At 43.1% G+C, this 22,216-nt stretch carries 26 protein-coding genes and 1 other annotated feature (1 of these 27 running past the window's edge); of the genes, 23 read left to right on the top strand and 3 right to left on the bottom strand.

What is annotated here, in order from left to right; genetic code table 11:
- Window positions 1–136: a binding site (T-box leader), on the top strand; it begins 77 nt to the left of the window's first position.
- A gap of 81 nt (window positions 137–217) precedes the next feature.
- The 12 genes from alaS (at window position 218) to AS29_RS02555 (ending at window position 12,060) form a co-directional block, all read left to right on the top strand.
- Window positions 218–2,854, top strand: a complete 2,637-nt coding sequence (gene alaS / locus AS29_RS02610; RefSeq protein WP_035405222.1) for an alanine--tRNA ligase — start codon at window positions 218–220, stop codon at window positions 2,852–2,854.
- Window positions 2,855–2,941: 87 nt separating this feature from the next.
- Window positions 2,942–3,208, top strand: a complete 267-nt coding sequence (locus AS29_RS02605; RefSeq protein ID WP_035405221.1) for an IreB family regulatory phosphoprotein — start codon at window positions 2,942–2,944, stop codon at window positions 3,206–3,208.
- Window positions 3,209–3,211: 3 nt separating this feature from the next.
- Window positions 3,212–3,628 (top strand): Holliday junction resolvase RuvX, encoded by a 417-nt coding sequence (gene ruvX / locus AS29_RS02600; protein ID WP_035405219.1) that lies wholly within the window; start codon window positions 3,212–3,214, stop codon window positions 3,626–3,628.
- Between the two features lie 28 nt (window positions 3,629–3,656).
- Entirely contained in the window at window positions 3,657–3,950 is a 294-nt protein-coding gene (locus AS29_RS02595; protein WP_035405218.1) for a DUF1292 domain-containing protein, read from the top strand.
- Between the two features lie 113 nt (window positions 3,951–4,063).
- A complete protein-coding gene (mltG, locus tag AS29_RS02590) occupies window positions 4,064–5,200 on the top strand; it encodes an endolytic transglycosylase MltG (RefSeq protein ID WP_035405216.1) in 1,137 nt (378 codons plus the stop codon).
- A 146-nt stretch (window positions 5,201–5,346) separates the two neighbouring features.
- Window positions 5,347–6,003 carry an O-methyltransferase gene (locus AS29_RS02585; protein ID WP_035405214.1) on the top strand — a complete coding sequence of 219 codons (657 nt, stop codon included), beginning with the start codon at window positions 5,347–5,349 and terminating at the stop codon, window positions 6,001–6,003.
- Window positions 6,000–6,932 carry a peptidase U32 family protein gene (locus tag AS29_RS02580; protein WP_035405212.1) on the top strand — a complete coding sequence of 311 codons (933 nt, stop codon included), beginning with the start codon at window positions 6,000–6,002 and terminating at the stop codon, window positions 6,930–6,932. The genes AS29_RS02585 and AS29_RS02580 overlap by 4 nt, the downstream gene beginning before the upstream one ends.
- A 45-nt stretch (window positions 6,933–6,977) precedes the next feature.
- Window positions 6,978–8,246, top strand: a complete 1,269-nt coding sequence (locus tag AS29_RS02575; protein ID WP_035405210.1) for a peptidase U32 family protein — start codon at window positions 6,978–6,980, stop codon at window positions 8,244–8,246.
- Between the two features lie 5 nt (window positions 8,247–8,251).
- Complete coding sequence (gene udk / locus AS29_RS02570; protein WP_035405208.1) at window positions 8,252–8,887, top strand: uridine kinase; 636 nt, start codon at window positions 8,252–8,254, stop codon at window positions 8,885–8,887.
- A 206-nt stretch (window positions 8,888–9,093) separates the two neighbouring features.
- Window positions 9,094–9,570 carry a transcription elongation factor GreA gene (greA, locus tag AS29_RS02565; RefSeq protein WP_035405206.1) on the top strand — a complete coding sequence of 159 codons (477 nt, stop codon included), beginning with the start codon at window positions 9,094–9,096 and terminating at the stop codon, window positions 9,568–9,570.
- A 54-nt stretch (window positions 9,571–9,624) separates the two neighbouring features.
- The gene (locus AS29_RS02560; protein WP_035405204.1) at window positions 9,625–11,367 is read left to right on the top strand and encodes a peptidoglycan D,D-transpeptidase FtsI family protein; all 1,743 of its coding nucleotides are present in this window, start codon (window positions 9,625–9,627) and stop codon (window positions 11,365–11,367) included.
- Between the two features lie 81 nt (window positions 11,368–11,448).
- Window positions 11,449–12,060, top strand: a complete 612-nt coding sequence (locus tag AS29_RS02555) for a YrrS family protein (RefSeq protein WP_197491564.1) — start codon at window positions 11,449–11,451, stop codon at window positions 12,058–12,060.
- A 52-nt stretch (window positions 12,061–12,112) separates the two neighbouring features.
- On the opposite strand, the gene AS29_RS02550 is transcribed toward AS29_RS02555, so the two are convergent.
- Window positions 12,113–12,319: a DUF2536 family protein gene (locus AS29_RS02550; RefSeq protein WP_035405200.1), complete on the bottom strand. Its 207-nt coding sequence runs from the start codon at window positions 12,317–12,319 to the stop codon at window positions 12,113–12,115.
- Between the two features lie 178 nt (window positions 12,320–12,497).
- On the opposite strand from AS29_RS02550, the gene AS29_RS02545 reads away from it, so the two are divergent.
- From AS29_RS02545 to AS29_RS20895, 6 genes are all read left to right on the top strand, one after another.
- Entirely contained in the window at window positions 12,498–13,139 is a 642-nt protein-coding gene (locus tag AS29_RS02545) for a class I SAM-dependent methyltransferase (RefSeq protein ID WP_035405198.1), read from the top strand.
- A gap of 25 nt (window positions 13,140–13,164) precedes the next feature.
- Window positions 13,165–13,860: a 5'-methylthioadenosine/S-adenosylhomocysteine nucleosidase gene (gene mtnN, locus AS29_RS02540; protein WP_035405195.1), complete on the top strand. Its 696-nt coding sequence runs from the start codon at window positions 13,165–13,167 to the stop codon at window positions 13,858–13,860.
- Window positions 13,861–13,914: 54 nt separating this feature from the next.
- Window positions 13,915–14,838: a PLP-dependent cysteine synthase family protein gene (locus tag AS29_RS02535; RefSeq protein WP_035405193.1), complete on the top strand. Its 924-nt coding sequence runs from the start codon at window positions 13,915–13,917 to the stop codon at window positions 14,836–14,838.
- Window positions 14,839–14,840: 2 nt separating this feature from the next.
- Window positions 14,841–15,974: a bifunctional cystathionine gamma-lyase/homocysteine desulfhydrase gene (locus AS29_RS02530; RefSeq protein ID WP_035405192.1), complete on the top strand. Its 1,134-nt coding sequence runs from the start codon at window positions 14,841–14,843 to the stop codon at window positions 15,972–15,974.
- Window positions 15,975–16,057: 83 nt separating this feature from the next.
- The gene (locus tag AS29_RS02525) at window positions 16,058–16,279 is read left to right on the top strand and encodes a YrhC family protein (protein WP_035405189.1); all 222 of its coding nucleotides are present in this window, start codon (window positions 16,058–16,060) and stop codon (window positions 16,277–16,279) included.
- Between the two features lie 613 nt (window positions 16,280–16,892).
- The gene (locus AS29_RS20895; RefSeq protein ID WP_082883707.1) at window positions 16,893–17,021 is read left to right on the top strand and encodes a YrzI family small protein; all 129 of its coding nucleotides are present in this window, start codon (window positions 16,893–16,895) and stop codon (window positions 17,019–17,021) included.
- A gap of 132 nt (window positions 17,022–17,153) precedes the next feature.
- On the opposite strand, the gene sigK is transcribed toward AS29_RS20895, so the two are convergent.
- Complete coding sequence (gene sigK / locus AS29_RS02520; protein ID WP_035405187.1) at window positions 17,154–17,879, bottom strand: RNA polymerase sporulation sigma factor SigK; 726 nt, start codon at window positions 17,877–17,879, stop codon at window positions 17,154–17,156.
- Between the two features lie 192 nt (window positions 17,880–18,071).
- Between sigK and AS29_RS02515 the strand changes: the two genes are divergently transcribed.
- Together AS29_RS02515 and AS29_RS21195 are read left to right on the top strand one after the other, a co-directional pair.
- Window positions 18,072–18,794, top strand: coding sequence for an SGNH/GDSL hydrolase family protein (locus AS29_RS02515; RefSeq protein ID WP_035405186.1), 723 nt, complete (start codon window positions 18,072–18,074; stop codon window positions 18,792–18,794).
- A 95-nt stretch (window positions 18,795–18,889) separates the two neighbouring features.
- Entirely contained in the window at window positions 18,890–19,063 is a 174-nt protein-coding gene (locus tag AS29_RS21195; protein ID WP_156505842.1) for a hypothetical protein, read from the top strand.
- Between the two features lie 154 nt (window positions 19,064–19,217).
- Here the strand turns inward: AS29_RS21195 and AS29_RS02510 are convergent, their stop codons facing one another.
- Complete coding sequence (locus AS29_RS02510) at window positions 19,218–19,355, bottom strand: sporulation histidine kinase inhibitor Sda (RefSeq protein WP_035405183.1); 138 nt, start codon at window positions 19,353–19,355, stop codon at window positions 19,218–19,220.
- Window positions 19,356–19,740: 385 nt separating this feature from the next.
- On the opposite strand from AS29_RS02510, the gene AS29_RS02505 reads away from it, so the two are divergent.
- Genes AS29_RS02505 through aroE form a run of 3 tightly spaced genes read left to right on the top strand, consistent with a single transcriptional unit; the run spans window position 19,741 to window position 22,216 of the window.
- Window positions 19,741–20,253: a YqeG family HAD IIIA-type phosphatase gene (locus tag AS29_RS02505; RefSeq protein WP_156505850.1), complete on the top strand. Its 513-nt coding sequence runs from the start codon at window positions 19,741–19,743 to the stop codon at window positions 20,251–20,253.
- Window positions 20,235–21,353 (top strand): ribosome biogenesis GTPase YqeH, encoded by a 1,119-nt coding sequence (yqeH, locus tag AS29_RS02500; protein WP_035405179.1) that lies wholly within the window; start codon window positions 20,235–20,237, stop codon window positions 21,351–21,353. Before AS29_RS02505 ends, yqeH begins: the two co-directional genes overlap by 19 nt.
- A 26-nt stretch (window positions 21,354–21,379) precedes the next feature.
- Window positions 21,380–22,216: a shikimate dehydrogenase gene (gene aroE / locus AS29_RS02495; protein ID WP_035405177.1), complete on the top strand. Its 837-nt coding sequence runs from the start codon at window positions 21,380–21,382 to the stop codon at window positions 22,214–22,216.

The following is a 22,216-nucleotide window of genomic DNA, read 5'->3' as shown; positions in this document are numbered from 1 at the left end:
GAAGGGTGACGGAACGCTATTCCTGAGTGCAGGTAAAAGTCCTGCCGTCCTGAGACCGCGTTAAGGTCCAATGAAGCTGATGGATATTTTGGAATCCATAATCAGGGTGGTACCGCGAGCAACTCTCGTCCCTGTGCAAATCTAAAGGATTTGTACAGGAACGGGAGTTTTTTGTTTTTCGGAGCCGCCCGGCATACATATTAAGGAGGAGAAATGAATGAAATTTTTAACGTCTGCAGAAGTACGCCAAATGTTTCTTGATTTTTTCAAAGAAAAAGGCCACTCAGTAGAACCAAGTGCATCACTTGTTCCGCATGAAGATCCTTCTCTTTTGTGGATTAACAGCGGGGTTGCTACCCTGAAAAAATATTTTGACGGACGTGTGATTCCTGCGAACCCAAGAATTTGCAACGCGCAGAAATCCATCCGCACCAACGATATTGAAAATGTAGGGAAAACGGCACGACATCATACGTTCTTCGAAATGCTTGGAAACTTCTCAATCGGAGAATACTTCAAAGAAGAAGCAATTGAATGGGCTTGGGAGTTCCTTACAAGCGAGAAGTGGATCGGCTTTGACGCTGAAAAGCTTTCTGTTACGATTCACCCTGAAGACAATGAAGCCTTCGACATATGGACGGCTAAAGTAGGCGTTCCGGAAGAGCGCATCATTCGGCTTGAAGGGAACTTCTGGGATATCGGCGAAGGCCCGAGCGGACCGAACACGGAGATTTTTTATGACCGCGGTGAGGCTTACGGGAACGATCCGGAAGATTCCGAGCTGTATCCAGGCGGCGAAAATGAGCGTTATTTAGAAGTATGGAACCTTGTTTTCTCTGAATTTAACCATAATTCGGATGGAACCTATACTCCGCTTCCTAAGAAAAATATTGATACAGGGATGGGACTTGAGCGGATGTGCTCCGTTATTCAAAATGTTCCGACCAACTATGAGACGGATCTCTTTATGCCGATTATTGAAGCAACTGCAGCAATTGCCGGTATGGAGTACCATGACAGCAAAGAGAAGGATGAGGCATTTAAGGTTATTGCCGATCATATCCGTACCGTATCCTTTGCAGTAGGGGATGGAGCTCTTCCGTCCAACGAAGGCCGCGGCTATGTTCTCCGCCGTCTGCTTCGACGGGCTGTGCGCTATGCAAAAAAACTTGATATCAACCGCCCATTTATGTATGAGCTTGTACCGGTAGTTGGTGAAATTATGGAAGCCTTCTATCCGGAAGTTAAACAAAAGACCGAGTTTATACAAAAAGTCATTAAAAACGAGGAAGAGCGTTTCCATGAAACGTTAAATGATGGACTGGCTATTTTATCTGAAGTGATTAAAAAGCAAAGAGAAGCGGGACACGATGTCATTCCAGGCACTGACGTTTTCCGCCTTTATGATACCTATGGCTTCCCGGTTGAATTGACAGAAGAATATGCAGAAGAAGAAGAAATGAAGATTGATGCAGAGGGCTTTGAGTCTGAAATGCAAAAGCAGCGCGAACGGGCAAGATCGGCTCGCCAGGAAGTCGATTCCATGCAGGTTCAGGGAGGAGTACTTGGTGATCTCACAACGGAAAGTACGTTTGTCGGTTACGAGCACCTTACTGTTGAAACTGAAGCTGCTGCCCTTGTGAAAGATGGCGAACTTGTCTCAGAAGCATCTAAAGGGGACGAAATCCAGCTTATCCTTGTACAGACACCGTTTTATGCGGAGAGCGGCGGACAGATTGCAGATGAAGGAACCATTTCCAATGCAAATTTCACCGCACGCGTTAAAGACGTTAAAAAAGCTCCAAACGGGCAAAATCTGCATCGCGTGATTGTTGAAAAAGGAACATTAAGAGCAAATGATTCCGTCACAGCTGCGGTTGACCGTAAAGTAAGAGAAGGTGTTGTGAAGAACCATACTGCGACTCATCTGCTGCATCAGGCATTGAAGGATGTTCTCGGAGGACACGTCAATCAGGCTGGATCATTGGTGACGGAAAACCGTCTTCGTTTTGATTTCTCCCATTTCGGCCAGATTACAGATAGCGAGCTAAAACAAATTGAGCAGATCGTGAATGAAAAAATCTGGGCAGGCATTGGTGTAAACATTGACTTAAAACCAATTGATGAAGCAAAAGCAATGGGAGCAATGGCTTTATTCGGTGAAAAGTACGGCAAAATTGTCCGTGTTGTTCAAATTGGAGAGTACAGTCTTGAACTATGCGGAGGCTGCCATGTGGATAACACTTCTTCAATCGGCTTGTTCAAGCTTGTATCTGAATCCGGTATCGGTGCAGGTACAAGAAGGATCGAAGCTGTAACAGGAAAAACGGCTTATGAAACGATGAATGAGCAAATTGCCATTCTGGAAGCGGCCGCTGCTAAGCTTAAAACAAACAGTAAAGAGGTTCCAGCCCGTATTGATGCTCTTACAGGCGAACTGAAAGATCTTCAGCGCGAAAACGAGTCTCTTACTTCCAAGCTTGGCAATCTTGAAGCCTCTTCTTTAACGGACCAGGTAAAAGAAATCGATGGCGTTAAACTTCTTGCAAGCAAGGTGAACGCAAAGGATATGAACAGTCTTCGTGCCATTTTGGATGATTTGAAGGAAAAGCTTGGATCTGCAGTAATCGTTTTAGGGGCTGCAAATGGTGATAAGGTAAATATTGCAGCCGGTGTTTCGAAGGATCTTATTGACCGCGGCCTGCATGCCGGCAAGCTCGTAAAAGAAGTCGCAGAGCGCTGCGGCGGAGGCGGCGGAGGCCGTCCGGATATGGCTCAGGCAGGAGGAAAAGACCCTGAAAAACTCGAATCTGCTCTAAACTATGCAGAGGAATGGGTTAAATCCGTTTTATAATTCTCATTCTTAGTGTAGAATGGTGATAAGAGTCAGGACGAGCAGGATCAAGTCCTCGAGCGCGAACTTGAGAAAGAGGTGCAGACAGTGAGCTCATTCGATAAAACAATGAAATTCAACGTTTCGGACGATTCCGTTCAAACAGATGTGAACGAAGTTTTGTTTACGGTACATGATGCACTCAAGGAAAAAGGATACAATCCGATCAATCAGATCGTCGGTTATTTGCTTTCAGGAGATCCGGCTTATATTCCCCGTCACCGTGATGCAAGAAGCTTGATCCGCAAGCTTGAGAGAGATGAGCTGATTGAAGAGCTTGTTAAATCGTACCTGCAAAATCATCGTGAGGAGTAATAGATGCGAGTATTAGGTTTGGATTACGGAACGAAAACAATCGGAGTAGCAGTCAGTGATCTTATGGGCTGGACAGCTCAAGGACTCGAAACGGTTAAAATTAATGAAGAAGGCGGAGACTATGGTCTGACTAGGCTTTCTGAAATCATTAAAACGGAAGAGGCGGACAAAATTGTCGTCGGTCTTCCGAAAAATATGAATAACACAATTGGTCCGAGAGGGGAAGCGTGTCAAAGATTCGCTTCCCTGCTGGAAGAGACATTTTCGCTTCCCGTTGTTCTCTGGGACGAGAGATTAACGACAATGGCTGCAGAACGGATGCTCATTGAAGCGGATGTAAGCAGAAAAAAACGCAAAAAAGTCATTGATAAAATGGCAGCTGTCATGATCCTTCAAGGATATCTTGACAGCCTCCGATAACGGAGATTACTTAACGAGGTGAATAGACATGGAACATGGTGAAAAACAGATTACAGTAGTAGACGAAAACGGAAACGAACAGCTTTGCGAGATCCTTTTTACATTTGAGTCAGATGAATTCAAAAAATCCTACGTTCTTTACTACCCAATCAGCAGTGAAGATCAGGATGAAGAGGATGTAGAAATTCATGCATCAAGCTTCACGCCAAGCGAAAATGGCGAAGATGGCGAGCTTCAGCCAATTGAAACAGAAGAAGAGTGGGACATGATTGAAGAAATGATGAACACATTCTTCGATAACGAGGAAGAAGAAGAAAACTAAATGCAAATAAAAAGGAGCCTGGGGATGTATTCCCGGCTTCTTTTTTTGTTCAGATAGTGACGAATGGGGTAGAATTTTGTAGTATAATATACGGAAGTGAAAGGGGGAAAAGGATGAAGCAAAAACAAAACAAACCATCCATACATAAAACACTGCTTGAAAAACAGGAAGAGGCAAAATCAATCCGGAAAATTGTATGGCGAATTGTCCTTGTGGCTGGGATCGCAATTGCTGCGATCGCTCTTGCAGGCATCATATATATTCAGAACGCATTGAGTCCAGTGGACCCTTCTGATAAAAAACAAGTAAAAGTATCCATTCCTCTCGGATCATCTCTTTCAGGGATAGCTGCGGAGCTTAAAGAAGAAGGAATCATTAAAGATGCCAGGGTGTTTAAATATTATGTGAAATTTAAAAATGAAACCAATTTTCAGGCCGGAGATTATTTGCTAAGTAAATCTATGACGATGGATGACATGATTCAGCTCCTTAAAACAGGAAAAATGGCAGAAAACATTGCCATGCAGTTTACCATTCCTGAAGGCCATCAAATGAAGCAAATCGCGGCAATCATTGAAAATAACAGTGAATACTCAAAAGAGGATGTTTTAAAGAAGATCCAGGATCCAGCATTCATTGCAGCAATGAAAAAGAAATACCCCAATACCGTAACCAATGAAATTGATAAAAAAACAGCAAAATATAAGCTTGAGGGTTATTTATATCCAGCAACTTATCCATTTGCGGACCCAAAAACATCTCTGGACACCATTCTTGAAAAGATGATCAGCGAGACAGATGAGAGGATAAAGCCTTATCTGCCACAAATGAAAGAGAAAAAATGGAGTGTTCATTATTTCCTGACCATGTCCTCGATTATCGAAGAGGAGGCAACAGGAAAGGTAGACAGAAAAAAGATTGCGAGTGTTTTCTTTAATCGCTTAAAGTCAGGCATGCCTTTGCAGACAGATCCAACGGTACTGTATGCACTCGGAGAGCACAAAGACCGGGTTACTTATAAAGATTTGAAGGTCTCCTCTCCATATAATACGTATGTAATCAAAGGCCTTCCGCCAGGACCTATTTCAAACAGCGGGAATATGTCCATGGAAGCGGCACTGAAGCCGGATAACACCGACTATCTATATTTCCTCGCAGCACCGGATGGAACCGTTTATTATTCCAGAACGCTGAAAGAGCATAACCAGCTGAAGGAAAAGCATATAACCGGTCCGAGAAAAGGATCATAAGTGAAAACGGGGAGTGAATTTTATTTTCATTCCCCGTTTTTTTATGCTAAAATATATCAGGTTATATGAAGAACAGGACTATGGTGTTAAATAAAGGCAAGAGTTCTTAACAGGAACTCTTCTTTTTGCGCAAGGAGGCAAAATTAGTGCTTGACCAAAAGCTTCAAACCTACATGGAAAGCATGATACCCGATCGCCCACCAGCTATTCAGGAAATGGAAGCCTATGCAAGCGAGCATGGAGTTCCGATTATGGAAGCGGCGGGAATGGAAGTATTGCTTCAATTTCTTCGGATTCATTCTCCCCATCATATACTTGAAATTGGAACTGCCATTGGCTATTCAGCCATCCGCATGGCATCTGCTGTTCCAAAAGCCTCTATTGTCAGTATAGAAAGAGATCAGGAGAGATATGATCAGGCACTTTTACGAATTGAACAAATGGGTCTAAGCAGCAGAATCCGAGTTCATTTTGGGGATGCCCTTGAACTTTCTGATGCAATAGAAAGCGAGGGACCTTATGACGCACTTTTTATTGATGCGGCAAAAGGCCAATATCAGCGCTTTTTTGAACTGTATGAGCCGATGCTGACTGAAGGCGGTATGATTATTACCGACAATATTTTATTTAAAGGTCTTGTAGCAGAAGAACAGGACCAGATTGATAATAGACGGATACGGAGTCTCGTTAAAAAGATAGCGGGCTACAACACTTGGCTTATGTCCCATCCTTCTTATGAAACGTGTATCATACCAGTCGGCGATGGCATTGCCGTGAGCATTAAAAGAGGTGAACAAAAATGAAAAAACCGGAATTGCTGGTTACGCCTTCAAGCCTTCACGATTTGGAGCCGCTCGCTGAGGCGGGAGCAACTGCATTTATTATTGGGGAACAGAAATTCGGACTTCGTCTCGCAGGTGAATTTAAAGGCGAAGATTTTAAAAAAGCGGTTAGAATCGCCCATGAAAAAGGGGTAAAAGTATACGCTGCTATGAACGCCATTTTCCATAATGACAAAATTGATGAACTAGCTGATTATATGCTGTTTCTTAAGGATGCTGGTGCTGACGCGATTGTGTTTGGCGATCCGGCTGTTTTAATGATTGCACGTGAAACGGTACCGCAAATGAAACTTCACTGGAACACAGAAACAACGGCAACGAACTGGTATACATGCAATTACTGGGGCCGGAAAGGTGCAAAAAGAGCCGTGCTTGCAAGAGAGCTGAATATGGATGCAATAGTGGAAACAAAGGAAAATGCAGAGGTTGAAATTGAAATTCAGGTTCACGGCATGACGTGTATGTTTCAATCCAAACGCTCACTTATAGGCAACTACTATTTGTACCAGGGAAAAGAAATGGAAGTTGTGAATAAAAGCAAAGTCGATTCCGGCCTCTTGCTGCATGATAAAGAACGGGAAAATAAATATCCTATTTTTGAAGATGAGAATGGCACACATATTATGAGTCCAAATGATATGTGCATCATTGATGAATTGCCGGAGCTGATCGATGCAGGAGTGGATTCCTTCAAGATTGATGGGATACTCCAGAAGAGTGACTATATAATTGAAGTAACTAAAAAATATCGAAAAGCCATCGACCTTTGCATCGAAGCAAGGGACCAATATGAAGAGGTGAAGGGCGCCCTTCTTGAAGAAATTGAGCAGATTCAGCCCGGGCACCGTCCGCTGGATACTGGATTCTTCTTTAAAGAAACCGTCTATTAAGGAAACCTCGTTTTCAGCTATGAAAATAAATAGGGAGGCACGCAGATGGACGCCTTAAAAGATTCAATTTCCAAGATCGTTGACGGAAAACGGGTCATTATTAAAAAGCCAGAGCTTCTGGCACCGGCCGGAAACCTGGAAAAATTAAAAATTGCTGTCCGTTATGGAGCGGATGCCGTTTTTATCGGCGGACGCGAATATGGACTTCGTTCAAATGCCGATAATTTCTCACAGGAAGAAATGGCAGAAGGCGTACAGTTTGCCAATCAGTACAATGCCAAAATTTATGTGACAACGAATATTTTTGCTCACAATGAAAATATGGACGGACTTGCCGATTATTTAAAAGGACTTGAAGAAGCAGGGGTTACAGGGATTATCGTAGCTGATCCGCTCATTATAGAGACATGTAAAACTGCTGCGCCAAAGCTTGAAATTCACCTGAGCACCCAGCAATCCTTATCCAACTGGAAGGCTGTTCAGTTTTGGAAGGAAGAAGGTCTTGAGCGGGTTGTTTTGGCACGTGAAACAAGCGGAGATGAAATCCGCGAAATGAAGGAAAAAGTGGATATTGAAATCGAAACATTTATTCACGGGGCGATGTGCATCGCTTACTCTGGACGCTGTACTCTTTCAAATCATATGACAGCCCGCGATTCAAACCGCGGCGGCTGCTGCCAGTCCTGCCGCTGGGATTATGATCTTTACAAACAGGAAGATGGTCTGGAAACTCCATTGTTCGGGGACGGCGATTCTCCATTTGCCATGAGTCCAAAAGATCTTAAACTAGTGGAGTCTATCCCTAAAATGATTGAAATGGGCATTGACAGCCTGAAAATTGAAGGCCGCATGAAATCCATTCACTATATCGCAACGGTGGTCAGCGTGTATCGCAAAGTAATTGATGCCTATTGCGCAGATCCGGACAATTTTGTCATTCAGCAGGAATGGCTGGAAGAGCTTGATAAATGTGCGAACCGCGATACAGCAACGGCATTTTTTGAAGGAGTGCCGGGTCACAAAGAGCAAATGTTTGGCATACATGGAAAAAAGACGGCATACGATTTTGTCGGAATGGTACTGGATTACGATCCTGAAACCAAGAAGGTAACACTCCAGCAGCGGAACTACTTTAAGCCGGGAGATGAAGTTGAATTTTTCGGACCTGAGCTTGAGAATTTCCGTACTGTAATTGAAGCGGTATACGATGAAAAAGGCAATGAACTGGATGCTGCACGCCATCCTCTTCAAACGGTGACATTTACATTGGACCGGCCTGTTTATCCTTACAACATGATGAGAAAGGGGTTCTAGGATAAATGGTAAAAAAACCTATTGTAATCGGGGTTGCCGGAGGATCCGGATCAGGAAAAACTAGTGTAACGAAAGCGATTTACGAGCATTTTAAAGGACATTCCATTATGATGCTTGAACAGGATTATTATTACAAGGATCAAAGTCATCTTCCTTATGAGGAGCGCCTCAACACCAACTATGATCATCCTTTGGCATTTGATAACAATTTGCTCATTGAGCATTTGAAGAAGCTTCTCCATTATGAAAAGATCGAAAAACCGGTGTATGATTATAAAATTCATACAAGATCTGAGGAAATCATCGAGGTCGAACCGAAGGATGTCATCATTCTTGAAGGAATTCTCATTTTGGAAGATGAACGCCTGAGAGATCTTATGGATATTAAAATGTATGTGGATACAGACGCAGATATTCGAATTATCCGGCGCATCCTCCGCGACATCAAGGAACGCGGACGTTCCATTGACTCAGTAATCGAACAATATGTGTCCGTTGTAAGACCGATGCATAACCAGTTCATCGAGCCTACAAAGCGCTATGCAGATATTATCATCCCTGAAGGCGGCCAAAATCACGTGGCTATCGATTTAATGGTAACAAAAATTCAAACAATTCTTGAACAAAACGCTATTTTGTAATAACATAGCATAGATATAGAGCACTGTGCCCATATTATGTATAGATTGTTAAACGTTTCATGTAAAAGACGCGCTCAGGCAGATTGAACGCCAATTCTCGATATGAAAGAAGAGTGTGAGGGCATCATTGCCCTCGCTCTTGTATTATTAACAGGTCTTACATACCAAATTTCGGGGGACAGCTGTTTCAGAAGGAGTGAGTATCGATGGCAGTAGAGAAAGAATTTCCGATGACGAAAGAAGGAAAAGAAAAGCTCGAACAAGAATTGGAGTACATGAAAACTGTACGTCGTAAAGAAGTAGTCGAGCGGATTAAAATTGCGCGCAGTTTCGGTGATCTTTCTGAAAACTCCGAGTATGATTCCGCTAAAGAAGAGCAGGCGTTTGTTGAAGGAAGAATTACAACGCTTGAAAACATGATCCGCAATGCGAAAATCATTGTCGAGGATACATCGAATTCAAATTCAGTAGCGCTTGGCAAAACCGTTACGTTCCAGGAACTTCCAAATGGTGAAGAAGAATCTTACACAATTTTGGGAAGTGCGGAAGCAGATCCTTTTGAAGGAAAGATTTCCAATGACTCACCAATCGCTAAAAGTCTTCTTGGCAAACAAGTGGGCGATGAAGTAACTGTGCAAACGCCTGGCGGTGAAATGCAGGTTAAAATTGTAAAAATTAAGTAAGATCCGATTAAAGAATGACCGCCTCGTCGACAATGGTGACGAGGTGGTTTTTTTATGCGTGCAATTAAAAAAAGAATCGTATCTGTTTGCGTGGTAATCACCATTTTTCTGCTGATTTTGACAGCAAGACTTGCTGAACTCCAGCTTTTTCGGACTGAATCGTTCGGAAGCCATCATATCAATTTGATTGAAGAGAGCGTGAAACAGCGAACGCAATCCGTATTAATTGATGATGGCAGGGGGAGCATTGTCGATCGGAGGGGTGAACCGCTTTCTGCAGGGGTTGAGCCATCCGTTGTGCTGTTTCCGTTTATTAAGAGCTTAAATTGGCCGAGCGAAAAAGTTGCCTCCATAACCGGGATGTCAGAGGGAATTATTCATTCCCTTGTTTCCAGAGCAAAAAAACCGGTTATCTTGTCAAAAAAGGATGGCGCGGAGCTTACCCAATCTGATTTAACAAAAATTAATGAATTTAAGTTTCCTGGTGTTTATGGGGTAATGGTGCAAGAGAAGCCAAGTGAATTATCAGCGTCCCACATCATTGGATATACAGCTGAAATGCCTGAGACGGCGAAAAAGCGGTACCCTGATAAAAAGCTTCCGCTCACTATGAAAATAGGCGCAGCGGGGCTGCAAAAGGCCTTTGATGCGTTTTTGCTGCCGGAATCAGAGACAAAGCTGCTGTATCATGTTGATGCGAATAACAATCCTCTTTTTGGCGTGAACGTCAAATACATCGCCGATTCCAGCGCACACTATCCGGTGAAAATTAAAACTACTCTTGATTCAGACATGCAGCAGCTTACGGAAAAAGCTCTTACACAGGCTGGCATCAAAAAAGGAGGAGCCGTTCTAATAGATATCCAGTCCAGTTCCCTTCTGGCAATGGCGAGCAAGCCGGATCTCAATGTGAACGGGTCGTCTTCAAGCTTAAGCAACTATATGCTTGAGAGCATGAAGCCAGGCTCAATATTTAAAATTGTGACTGCTGCGGCAGCGATAGAGAACGGGCTTGATCATCCCTCCGCCCGGTATAATTGCAATCTGAATCCATACGGCGGCGCTGAAGAAGACCGCCAGCTGGGTTCTCTGAGCTTTGATCAAAGTTTTTCAAGAAGCTGCAATTATACCTTTAACGTCCTTTCCAATCAGCTTATAAAAAAGGTGCCGGATTATATGGAAGCGACTGCTGAAAAAATGGGGTTAGTCCACCCTGTGGGATGGCAGGGCACAGTGTTCCATTACAGCGCCTTCAAGCAGTTTCCAGAAGAAAAACAGGGAACTGTGTGGTCTGATAACAGAGACAAAGGCTCCCCTAAAGCTGTTGCCCAAACCGCCATCGGTCAAAAAGATGTCCAGGTTACCCCGTTTGCAATTGCGAATATGATGGCGACGATTGCAAGAGGAGGTAAAGGGATGGAAGTAAAAACGGCTGAGGAAATCCTGTATAAAAATGGAACATCCATGTACCGTTTTCCGGATTCAGAGCTTGCGAACGTATCCATTGATCATTATACAGTCCAAAAGCTCCAGAAGCTTCTCCGCCTGGTGGTATCTGACGAAAAAGGCACAGGAGTTAGATTCAGGACGCTGCCGTTTGAAGTGTCCGGGAAATCAGGTACGGCAGAAACAGGAAGAAAGGACGCAGAAGGACATAATTTGATCAATAAATGGTTTGCCGGGTATTTTCCATCAGACAGCCCGAGGTATGCTCTAGTGGTTGTTGATGCTGATACAATTGCCAGCAAAGCTGCTGCAAATCAGGTGTTTTATGATATAGCGGCCGGCCTGAAATGATTCTATTGAATCAAAACTGGCTAGATTCATACTCCTTTGATAGAATAGTACAGAAAGAAAGTGGGAAGAGGAGTGAAGATGATGAATAGAACCCGCTATGGCAACCGCGATAAGCGCAGAAAAACTAATGTCGTATTGAATGTCATGATCGCTGTCGTGCTCATTCTCATTGCGGCCGTCGGCTACCAGCTTATTACTGGAGGCGAAAAGAAGCAGACTTCCAGCAGCAAAATCTCTGACCAGCAGTCACAAAGCGAAGAGACAAGCGAAGAAACTGCGTCTGAGCAAACAGACAAAGAAGATACAGAATCACAAAATACATCCGGTGATGAGGCATCTAAGGAAGAAGCCAAACCTGCTGATGACAATAAGCAGAGCGAGGAAGACAAAGCAGCAGAAGCGGACAAGGAAACAAAAAGCTCCGAATGGGAGCCTGTCGGTACCTCACAAAAAGGGGAACATACCACAGTTTATGATAAAGGCTCAGCGGATTGGCAGGAAATGACCAAGGCGATGAGTGTAGCAACTGGAATCCCGGAAGATAATATGACGATCTGGTTCCTTGGAAATAATGGTTCTCCGAACGATGCAAAAGGAACCGTTTCTGCTAAGAACTCGGATGAGAAATATGAAGTAACCCTTCAGTTTATAGAAAATGAAGGATGGAAACCCCTTACAGTTGAACCGAAATAATGATAAGAACGCTGCCGATTCACGGCAGCGTTCTTTTTTGCAGGAAGCGAAATTACATGTTCGTTTTAAAATGAACGACGGCACTGTAAAATCTCCGCCCGTCTTCAAGGACATGCATTTGATGGGTAACCGAGTGAACCTCCATCATAATGGCTTTATTATGGTCAATCTGCTCGGCAATTTTTGTTTCCAGATCTTTTATGCTCGAAGCTTCAAAAAATTCTACTTTATCTTTAAGATAATCAAGCTGAAAATTCATTCCATGTCTGCCTCCTCTGTTCTCCTCTCTCAGTTTACCAAAAACACTGCTGCAGCGCATAGGCAAAAACTTTTAGGTTGAGGTTACTGCAGGAATATGATAATCTTTGAACAGTTATTTATTTTAATTCATACTATACTCATAGGAATTATTAAGTTTTCAAAGGGAGCGTGTCGTCATGGGCAGAGAATTTTTGGAGTTGTTTGAAGGATGGGCCTCTGATTATGATACAACCGTCAGCGGACATGACGTTGAATATAAAGAAGTATTTCAAAACTACAGCGGTATTCTTGAAGAAGTTACAAAAAGATCAGGATCCTCCGTATTGGAATTCGGACTGGGTACCGGGAACCTGACAGCTCTTCTGCACGCTGCGGGCAAAAAGGTATATGGCATTGAACCCTCGAATGCTATGAGAGAAAAGGCAATTGAAAAGCTGCCTGCAGACATTTTCATTTCAGATGGAGACTTTCTTGATTTCCCAAAGCCTGCAGAGCAGATTGATTCAATAGTAAGTACTTATGCTTTTCATCACCTTACGGATGAAGAAAAAGATAAAGCCGTCGGGATTTATGGAAGCATGCTTGCCAAAGGTGGTAAAATAATCTTTGCTGATACTGTTTTCACTGACCGGGATGCGTATATAAAGAAGATTGAAGAATCGAGAAGAAGGCAGTATTTAAGCCTCGCTCTGGATCTTGAGACAGAATATTACACAACCCATGTTGTGATGAAGTCAATATACGAAAAGCATGGATTCCATGTAACCTTTACACAAATGAATCCATTCGTATGGATTATGGAAGCAGTAAAACAGTAATTTTAGAGTAAAGAGGGTTGTCACAATGAAAATAGCTATTATTGGAGCAATGGAAGAAGAAGTAAATATATTAAGAGAAAAGCTTGAAGGTCAAAACAGCGAGCTGATTGCAGGCAGTGAATTTACTGAAGGAATGTTCGAAGGAAAAGAAATCGTCCTTCTAAAATCAGGAATCGGAAAAGTGAATGCTGCTTTAAGCACAGCACTTCTGCTTGACCGCTATAAGCCTGATTATGTAATCAATACGGGATCTGCCGGCGGATTTCATCAATCGTTAAATGTTGGCGACGTTGTGGTTTCGACAGAGGTTCGCCATCACGATGTTGACGTGACAGCGTTTGGATACGAATACGGTCAGGTGCCTGGACTTCCTCCGGCTTATTTACCAGATCCAAAGCTATTGGAAATTGCGGAAGCACAGGCCAAAAATATTGAAGGAATCCAAGTGGTTACAGGAATGATTGCAACAGGTGATTCTTTTATGAACGATCCTGAACGGGTTGAATACATCCGCACTAAATTTGATAACCTGTATGCCGTAGAAATGGAAGCAGCAGCTATTGCTCAAGTTTGCCACCAATTCAAGGTGCCGTTTGTCATCATCCGTGCACTATCGGATATTGCAGGCAAGGAATCAGATCTATCGTTTGATCAATTCCTTGAAAAAGCGGGTCTTCATTCAGCAGAGCATGTTCTACGCATTGTCCGCAACTTAAAATAATTAAACGCACAGCAGAATGATTTCATCCTGCTGCGTCATAAAGAAGGTGTTTGGATGAAGGTAGTCAAAGGTGTCCATGAATTAATCGGGTCAACACCACTTATGGAGATACAGCATTTTCCGCTTCCAAACGGAACGCGTCTTTTTGCAAAACTTGAATTTTACAATCCAGGCGGAAGCATTAAGGACCGGCTCGGTAAAGAACTGATTCAAGATGCTCTAAAGACCGGTAAAGTAGCCAAAGGCGGCACAATCATTGAGCCGACAGCCGGCAATACGGGTATTGGACTTGCTTTAGCAGCCATTCATGAAGATCTTCAGGTGATGTTCTGCATTCCTGAAAAATTCAGCATAGAAAAGCAGGAAATCATGAAGGCGCTGGGAGCGAAAATTGTCCATACACCTACCAGTCTCGGTATGAAGGGAGCCATTGATAAGGCCCAGGAGCTGGTAAAGGAAATACCCGGATCTTACTGCCCTCAGCAGTTTGGAAATCCTTCCAATCCCCTTACCTACTACAAGACGCTCGGCCCGGAAATTTGGGACCAGCTTGAGGGAAATATTGATGTCTTTTTGGCAGGAGCCGGTACAGGCGGAACATTTATGGGGACAGCTGAGTATTTAAAGGAACAGAATCCACATGTTAAAACGTGTATCGTTGAACCAGAAGGATCCATTCTGAACGGCGGAGAATCAGGACCTCACAAGACAGAAGGAATCGGTATGGAGTTTTTGCCGGATTATATGAAGAAGGAGTATTTTGACTCCATTCATACGGTAACCGATGAAGATGCCTTCCGCAGAGTTTCAGAGCTTGCCAAGCGGGAGGGACTTCTTGTTGGAAGTTCATCGGGGGCTGCCCTTCACGCTGCATTGATTGAGGCTGAGACTGCGAAAGAGGGAAGCATCATTGTGACCATTTTTCCTGACAGCAGTGAGCGATACTTAAGTAAAAAAATTTACGAAGGGGGCATTTAGTCATGAAAAAACTGACAAAAATGATCCACGGAGGAATAACTGGCGATGAACAGACAGGTGCAGTCAATGTACCGGTTTATCAGGTTAGCACCTATAAGCAGGACCGCGTAGGAGAGCATAAAGGCTATGAGTATTCCAGAACGGGAAATCCTACGAGACATGCATTGGAAGAATTAATTAAGGACCTTGAAGAAGGACACGCTGGGTTTGCATTCGGTTCCGGAATGGCAGCCATCTCAGCTGTCATGATGCTGTTCAGCAGCGGCGATCATGTCATCATGACGGATGACGTATACGGCGGTACCTACCGTGTGATGACTAAGGTATTAAACAGACTGGGCATTGAATCTACCTTTGTGGACACAAGTAATTTAGATAACATCACAGATGCCATTCAATCCAACACAAAAGCATTGTATGTGGAAACACCAACAAATCCGCTGCTGAAAATTACGGATATAGAGGCTTCTGCCCGTCTTGCAAAAGAGAACGGATTGCTGACAATCGTAGACAATACGTTCAGTACTCCTTATTGGCAGACTCCGCTTACTCAGGGCGCAGATATTGTCCTTCACAGTGCGACAAAATATATTGGGGGGCACAGTGACGTTGTGGCCGGTCTTGTAGCCGTAAACAGCCAGGAGCTGGCAGAAGACCTCCATTTTGTTCAAAATTCCACAGGTGGTGTTCTTGGGCCGCAGGATTCATGGCTGCTGATCCGCGGTGTGAAAACACTCGGTCTCAGAATGGAAGCTCATGAAAGAAATACGAAAGAGATTGTTCATTTCCTGAAGGAACATCCGGCTGTTTCCAAAATTTATTATCCAGGCCTTGAAGAGCATCCAAACCATGAGATTGCGAAAAGGCAGGCAACAGGCTTCGGCGGAATGGTTTCATTTGATGTCGGAAGCCAGGAAAAAGCAGATCAGGTGCTGAGCAAGGTGAAATATTTTACATTGGCTGAGAGCTTAGGTGCAGTGGAAAGCCTGATTTCCGTACCAGCCAGAATGACTCATGCATCCATTCCTGCTGACCGCCGGAAAGAGCTTGGAATTACAGACGGCTTGATCCGTATTTCCGTTGGAATAGAAGATGCGGATGACTTAATTGAAGATTTAAAACAAGCCCTTTCGTGATTTCCTGATATTACAAGTGAGATAGCCTGCCAGACTATGTTAACCTAGTAATTGTCAAAACATTTTCTGGCAGGTGATATAGCTTGAAGAAACAGTTGCAGGATTTAGTTCTTGATTTCAAAAATTATGCGTTCGTCCTGTTAGCGTTAGGGACATTTTTCTATATAGGAGTATTTGTTGAATCCGGCAAGGTATCAGAGCAATCTACCATGATGGGGGCCTCAGCCTTTATGCTGGCCGGCGCACTTATTTGTTTTAACATTTCTCTTACCTTTCATAAAAAACTTCAAAAAGAAGCCGAATAACCTGCAGATGATTCTGCAGGTTGTTTTTTAATTTTTAGCTCTGTTAAACGTAGTTGTTAATTGCAGCTAGCAGGCGCTCGCTAATTCTTAGTCGGGCGGTGAGCCTGCCCCTCGCTACACCACTGCGGGCTCTCACCTGTCCCGCTGCTCTAAGCAGAAGTCTAGCGCCTTCCGCTCCAATCATAGACGTTAAAAATCAGCACCAGACTTTAAGCGAGCCTAAGTTTTAAAAATCCAGTATAATCGATTCGTTTTTTTTATAGGCATTTGGATTATTTTTCAAAAAAGTTAAAAAATTGGTTTACTTTCATGTGTGTTGTGGATATAATTACCATGTAATTAAAATTATTTCTAAGGAGGCCGGTTAAAATGACGATGACTGTTAAAGCGGATCAGCTAAAACAATTGAATAAAGTAATCAAATCTCATTGGCCGGTTTACAGCTAACGTATGTCCTTTTTTCAATAATGATTGGATTATACGCCGCAGGCTAAGCGATTTGCTTACTCTGCGGCGTTTACTAGTTAAAACAAGACAGACGCCCGGGGTATTTCCTGCGGTGTTTTTTTGCGTAGAGAACCCAGGGCGCCTCGCCTTTTAAGGAGGTGATACCATGACCATCCATTTACTATTTGTAACGGTAACTTTTAAAAGGAACATGAAAACAAAAGAAGAAATGAATGACGACAAACGTGTCAGAAATTTGATGGAGAAAGTGCAGAACCGCCAGCTTATGCTGTAAGAAAGCTCATTGAATATCATGAAGGGAGCGATAATTATGATGAAAAGCGAAATAATGAACTACCTCACTGTGGAGAAGGATAGCGGTTAGTTAAAGAAAATAGATAAGGATAGGGGAAGATACCCTTTTTCCTTATCTTTTCTTTTTTTTGCTGTTTTTCTCTTTTTCAGCACGATAAAATTCGTGGAACATTTTCATGAGCGCTCTTTTCTCAATGCGGGAAACATAGCTCCTTGAAATGCCCAGTTCTTTTGCGATTTCCCTTTGCGTTTTTTCTTTCTGCAAGTCGAGTCCAAAACGGCCGACAATGACCTCTTTTTCCCGCTCATCTAAAACATCGATAAATTTTTTGACCTTCTCTAGCTCCATATTCAGCTGAATGGTATCAATAACGTCTTCGCTTTCGGATTTTAGGACGTCAATAAGCGATATTTCATTTCCTTCTTTATCCTGTCCAATTGGATCATGAAGGGACACATCTTTCTTGGTCTTTTTTAAGGCTCTTAAATGCATCAGGATTTCGTTTTCAATACATCTTGCGGCATACGTTGCGAGTTTCGTACCTTTTCCCTGTGAATAGCTCTCAATCGCCTTGATCAATCCGATTGTTCCGATTGAAATCAGGTCCTCCGCATCCTCTCCTGTGTTTTCGAATTTCTTGACAATATGCGCGACAAGCCTTAGATTATGCTCAATCAGAAGATTTCTGGCATGTTCATCGCCTTCTGCCATTAATTGAAGGTATTTTTTTTCATCGCTTGATGACAGTGGCTGCGGGAAGGCGTTGTTCTTTACATAGCTTACAAGAAAAACCATTTCCCTCATGACATAGGCCAGCGCTGTGAATAATCCGGACAAATAAGCACCTCCAAGGGTCGTTATGTAGGCAATCGCCTATTTAATTATGTGTATGTAAGAGAGGGCCTGCCCGTGTCTGTTTACCATCATAAAGTTGAGAATAGTGAAACCGGCAAGCTGAACATGCTTTAGCTGGTTGAAACACAGTCAGTTCTATATTATAGTGTTTTATAGCTTACGGAGGTGCAGGAGTTGAAAAAGCTTTTGGTTATCATATGTCTCTTACTCGCTGCCGGGTGCGGTGCAGGAAATAACGAATACAATACGGTGGCGTTTGGAGACAGTAATACAAGGGGAGCGAATTACCCCATAAGAGATTATCCTGAAAATGAAAAGTGGGTGAACTTGCTCAATTTATCACAGCAGGGGAAAGTTACTATTTACAATGCGGGTATAGGCGGAGAAACAACTGAGGATGCGAGAAAGCGATTGGAAAAGGATGTATTAAATCGTCATCCTGAAACTGTCTTTATCATGTTCGGTACTAATGATGCGGTGGTTTTGCAAAGCGGAGAGCCGAGGGTTGAAAAAAAACGGTTTGAAGCGAATCTCCTTTATTTTATAGATGAAATAAGAAAAAACGGCGGCCATCCAGTTCTGATCACATGCCTGCCAATTGTTGAAGGAAACGGGAAAGACAAGCTTTACTATTCCAGATATGAAAAAATCTATTATGACGCAGGAAAAGGCGCAAGGAATTGGCATAATTCCTATAACGATATTGTAAGAGAGATTGCGAAGAGGGAACAGCTCCCGCTTATTGACCATTGGAGGAATATGGTGAGGGCAGCGGGAGGAGACACAGATTCAGATTTAATTGCATCGGGATTAATTGACCCATCTGGCAATCATATGACACCAAAGGGCGCAAGGATTCTATATCAGGCAATTCTTGATAGCGGCTTATTGAAATAATAGACGATTTGATTAGACGTCCGGACAGCAGCCTATACCTTGGCATAGTACATACATACAATGCTAAGGAGAACGCGCAGAAGGAGGTCTATTTTATGTCCGTTGGATTTTACCCGTGCAGTCCCGGCTGTGGTCCGCTGCCCTATCCATACCCGTACATTCCCCCTAATGCTTCGTACGGATTCTGGTATGCTGTCCTCATTATCGCCTTCATATTGCTGCTGATCTTTGGAGGCTATTACTGGTTCTATGGCGGAGCTTGCAGATAAGGCACCTCATTTACTTGAGGTGTCTGCTTCAGGTCTTCTTGCAGGCCGGGTGGAGGTTAGGGGTTCAGGCATGTTATAATAGCATGCATTCATGATTTTGAGCTCTGTGATTTAGGGTATGGCTTAATAAAAGAAAAGCGCTCAACCCCCTGCCTCATGAGTTTCTCAGCATGTGGGCAAGAGAGCGGCGCTTTATTTCAGATTCGATTAACTCGATAAAATCGTGGCTGAGTTTTAATTCTGTTGCTTTATAATAAGATTCAATCAACAGCTCATCGGATAATTTACGCATACTGGCTGGCCAAATGATTGGCAGGTCACCTCCCTGGAAAAAATGGACTAAATGCTTGTCCCTGTGCATAGGATAGTAGTTTCTTTATGACTGACTTAAATCTAACATGTTTAAGGTAGAGGAACAATCGTTCTGTTATCCACAAGTAAAAGTGGATAACCTGTTAGTAGGTTGTTTATAAACCTGGAAAATTTTGAAATAAAAGGGTGGATAATGTGTATATAGTTATCCACAGGTGTAGGAAAGAGCCGGTATCTGTCGAAAAATTTTCTTTATATTACCATTAATCCGCGATTTTTGAAGATTTTTTTGAAAGATTTGTCGAAATTGGGTAAGATGGAGAATGGCTAAATATGAACTTAGAGGTGTGAGCCCCTTGTTAAAAATGTTTTTACCAGGCGAATTTGTTAAGAGTATTTTTGAGATTAACCCTTACAAGCTTAAGGAACGCAATATAAAAGGCATTATCACGGACTTGGATAACACACTTGTTGAATGGGACAGGCCCAGTGCAACGCCCAAATTGATCGAGTGGTTCAAAGAGATGAACGACAGCGGAATTAAAGTTACCATTGTATCAAATAACGTGGAAAAACGCGTGAAGGATTTTTCAGATCCTCTGCGTATTCCGTTCATCTATAAAGCCAGGAAGCCGATGGGCCGTGCATTCAGGAAAGCCATTAATGATATGCAGCTAAAAAAAGAGGAAGTAGTTGTGATCGGAGATCAGCTCCTTACGGATGTACTTGGAGGAAACCGGAACGGATTCCATACAATTCTTGTAGTTCCTGTAGCTTCTACAGATGGAGCCATGACGAAATTCAACCGTAAAATTGAGCGCCGAATCATGGATACTTTAAAGAAAAAAGGCATGATTCAATGGGAGGAAAAGAAGTGAGAGAAGAAATTACCTGTGTTGGCTGCGGAGCCGTTATTCAAACAGAGAATCCTGAAGGAGTTGGATATACCCCTCCAAGCGCACTGCTGAGAGAACCAGTTATATGCCAGCGTTGCTTCAGGCTGAAAAATTATAATGAAATTCAGGACGTGGCTCTGACTGATGCTGATTTTTTAAAAATTCTTCATGGAGTTGGAGAAACAGACTCACTGATCGTTAAGATTGTCGATATCTTTGATTTTAACGGGAGCTGGATTAGCGGGATACAGCGTTTTGCAGGAAACAATCCCATTTTGCTGGTAGCTAATAAGGCTGACATTCTGCCTAAATCAGTCAAGAAACAAAAGCTGATTCAATGGATGCAGCGGGAAGCGAAAGAAAACGGGCTGAAACCAATCGATATTTTCTTAGTGAGTTCATCGAGAGGGCAGGGCGTTAAAGAAGTGGCCGAAGCGATTGAACATTATCGTGATGGAAAAGATGTCTATGTGGTTGGCTGTACGAATGTAGGGAAATCTACATTTATTAACCGCATCATTAAAGAAGTGGCTGGAGAGCAGGATCTGATTACAACCTCTCACTACCCTGGAACGACCCTTGATTTAATAGAAATTCCTCTAGATGACGGATCTGCACTTTATGACACTCCTGGGATTATTAATCATCATCAGATGGCTCATTTTGTGAATCAGGACGATTTGAAGCTCCTATCCCCCAAAAAAGAAATCAAGCCCAAAGTATTCCAGCTGAATGAAGAACAGACTTTGTTCTTTGGAGGCCTGGCAAGGTTCGATTTTATTCAGGGAGGAAGGAGTACTTTCACCTGCTACATCCCGAATGAGCTCTATATTCACCGTACTAAGCTCGAGCAGGCGGATACTCTATATGAGACCCATCGAGGAGAACTTTTATCTCCGCCAAGACCTGATCAGCTTGAAGAGTTTCCAGAGCTTGTTCCGCATACGTTTACAATAAAGAACGAAAAAACGGACATTGTATTTTCAGGCTTAGGCTGGGTTACAGTGAACGAACCCAATAAGAAAATTGTTGCCTATGCACCAAAAGGTGTGTATGTAGGCTTAAGAACTTCGCTTATCTGAAGCACTTCTTTAAAGGGGGAGCTTAAATGTCAGATTTATATGGTATAATCGGATGTCCCGTTGGCCATTCCATGTCACCTGAAATCCATAACCGTTCCTTTTCGGACCAGAAATTGGATGCAGTCTATCACAGGTTTCATGTTGAAAAAGACCAGCTTGGTGCAGCAATAAACGGAATGAGGGCTCTTGGCATAAAGGGAGTGAACGTAACCATTCCCCATAAAGAGAACGTACTCGCCTATTTAGATCATGTGGATAAAACCGCTACAGAAATGGGAGCGGTCAACACCATCGTAAACCGCAACGGAGTTTTGACCGGATATAATACAGATGGACCCGGGTATTTGGAGTCCATCAAACCATATTTAGCATCCCCGCTGTCTGAAATGAATTGCTTAATTATTGGAGCAGGCGGAGCTGCAAGAGGGATCTATACGGCACTGGCACACGCTCAAACGGGAAGAATAGATCTGGCGAACAGAACAAAAGAAAAAGCGGAGGCGATCATCCGGGAATGTGATTTGTCTGTTCCTGGCCGGCCATTAAGTTTGGAGGAAGCTGAGTACCATCTTGGTGAATACCAGCTTGTCATTCAGACAACCTCTATTGGAATGGCACCGAAATTGAATGATCAGCCGATTTCCCTGGAAAATATTACAGAAGGAACGCTCGTAAGTGATATTATATACAACCCGGTAAAAACAGCTTTTATGAAGGATGCGGAGCAGCGTGGCTGCCGCACTGTTACGGGGGTTGGGATGTTTATTTATCAGGCTGCGCTTTCCTTCCGTTACTGGACAGGTATAATGCCCGACATTCAAATTATGGAATCAGTGGTTATGGAAAAATTAGGAGGTAATTAA

It is taken from the genome of Bacillus sp. SJS (genome assembly GCF_000732485.2).
Taxonomy (GTDB): Bacteria; Bacillota; Bacilli; order Bacillales; family Bacillaceae; genus Metabacillus_B; species Metabacillus_B sediminis.
The sequence above is the reverse complement of the archived record's forward strand: the minus strand, read 5'-3'. Positions and strand labels throughout refer to the sequence as shown.

Excerpts from the sequence above, each read along its gene's own strand:
- AS29_RS02555 (WP_197491564.1), top strand. The coding sequence starts at position 11,449 with ATGAATAGAACCCGCTATGGCAACCGCGATAAGCGCAGAAAAACTAAT.
- AS29_RS02560 (WP_035405204.1), top strand. The coding sequence starts at position 9,625 with ATGCGTGCAATTAAAAAAAGAATCGTATCTGTTTGCGTGGTAATCACC.
- mtnN (WP_035405195.1), top strand. The coding sequence starts at position 13,165 with ATGAAAATAGCTATTATTGGAGCAATGGAAGAAGAAGTAAATATATTA.
- AS29_RS02535 (WP_035405193.1), top strand. The coding sequence starts at position 13,915 with ATGAAGGTAGTCAAAGGTGTCCATGAATTAATCGGGTCAACACCACTT.
- ruvX (WP_035405219.1), top strand. The coding sequence starts at position 3,212 with ATGCGAGTATTAGGTTTGGATTACGGAACGAAAACAATCGGAGTAGCA.
- mltG (WP_035405216.1), top strand. The coding sequence starts at position 4,064 with ATGAAGCAAAAACAAAACAAACCATCCATACATAAAACACTGCTTGAA.
- alaS (WP_035405222.1), top strand. The coding sequence starts at position 218 with ATGAAATTTTTAACGTCTGCAGAAGTACGCCAAATGTTTCTTGATTTT.
- AS29_RS21195 (WP_156505842.1), top strand. The coding sequence starts at position 18,890 with ATGTCCGTTGGATTTTACCCGTGCAGTCCCGGCTGTGGTCCGCTGCCC.
- AS29_RS02510 (WP_035405183.1), bottom strand. The coding sequence starts at position 19,355 with ATGCGTAAATTATCCGATGAGCTGTTGATTGAATCTTATTATAAAGCA.
- AS29_RS02550 (WP_035405200.1), bottom strand. The coding sequence starts at position 12,319 with ATGAATTTTCAGCTTGATTATCTTAAAGATAAAGTAGAATTTTTTGAA.
- AS29_RS02530 (WP_035405192.1), top strand. The coding sequence starts at position 14,841 with ATGAAAAAACTGACAAAAATGATCCACGGAGGAATAACTGGCGATGAA.
- greA (WP_035405206.1), top strand. The coding sequence starts at position 9,094 with ATGGCAGTAGAGAAAGAATTTCCGATGACGAAAGAAGGAAAAGAAAAG.
- yqeH (WP_035405179.1), top strand. The coding sequence starts at position 20,235 with ATGGGAGGAAAAGAAGTGAGAGAAGAAATTACCTGTGTTGGCTGCGGA.
- AS29_RS02595 (WP_035405218.1), top strand. The coding sequence starts at position 3,657 with ATGGAACATGGTGAAAAACAGATTACAGTAGTAGACGAAAACGGAAAC.
- aroE (WP_035405177.1), top strand. The coding sequence starts at position 21,380 with ATGTCAGATTTATATGGTATAATCGGATGTCCCGTTGGCCATTCCATG.
- AS29_RS02545 (WP_035405198.1), top strand. The coding sequence starts at position 12,498 with ATGGGCAGAGAATTTTTGGAGTTGTTTGAAGGATGGGCCTCTGATTAT.
- AS29_RS20895 (WP_082883707.1), top strand. The coding sequence starts at position 16,893 with ATGACCATCCATTTACTATTTGTAACGGTAACTTTTAAAAGGAACATG.
- udk (WP_035405208.1), top strand. The coding sequence starts at position 8,252 with ATGGTAAAAAAACCTATTGTAATCGGGGTTGCCGGAGGATCCGGATCA.
- AS29_RS02575 (WP_035405210.1), top strand. The coding sequence starts at position 6,978 with ATGGACGCCTTAAAAGATTCAATTTCCAAGATCGTTGACGGAAAACGG.
- AS29_RS02580 (WP_035405212.1), top strand. The coding sequence starts at position 6,000 with ATGAAAAAACCGGAATTGCTGGTTACGCCTTCAAGCCTTCACGATTTG.
- AS29_RS02505 (WP_156505850.1), top strand. The coding sequence starts at position 19,741 with ATGTTTTTACCAGGCGAATTTGTTAAGAGTATTTTTGAGATTAACCCT.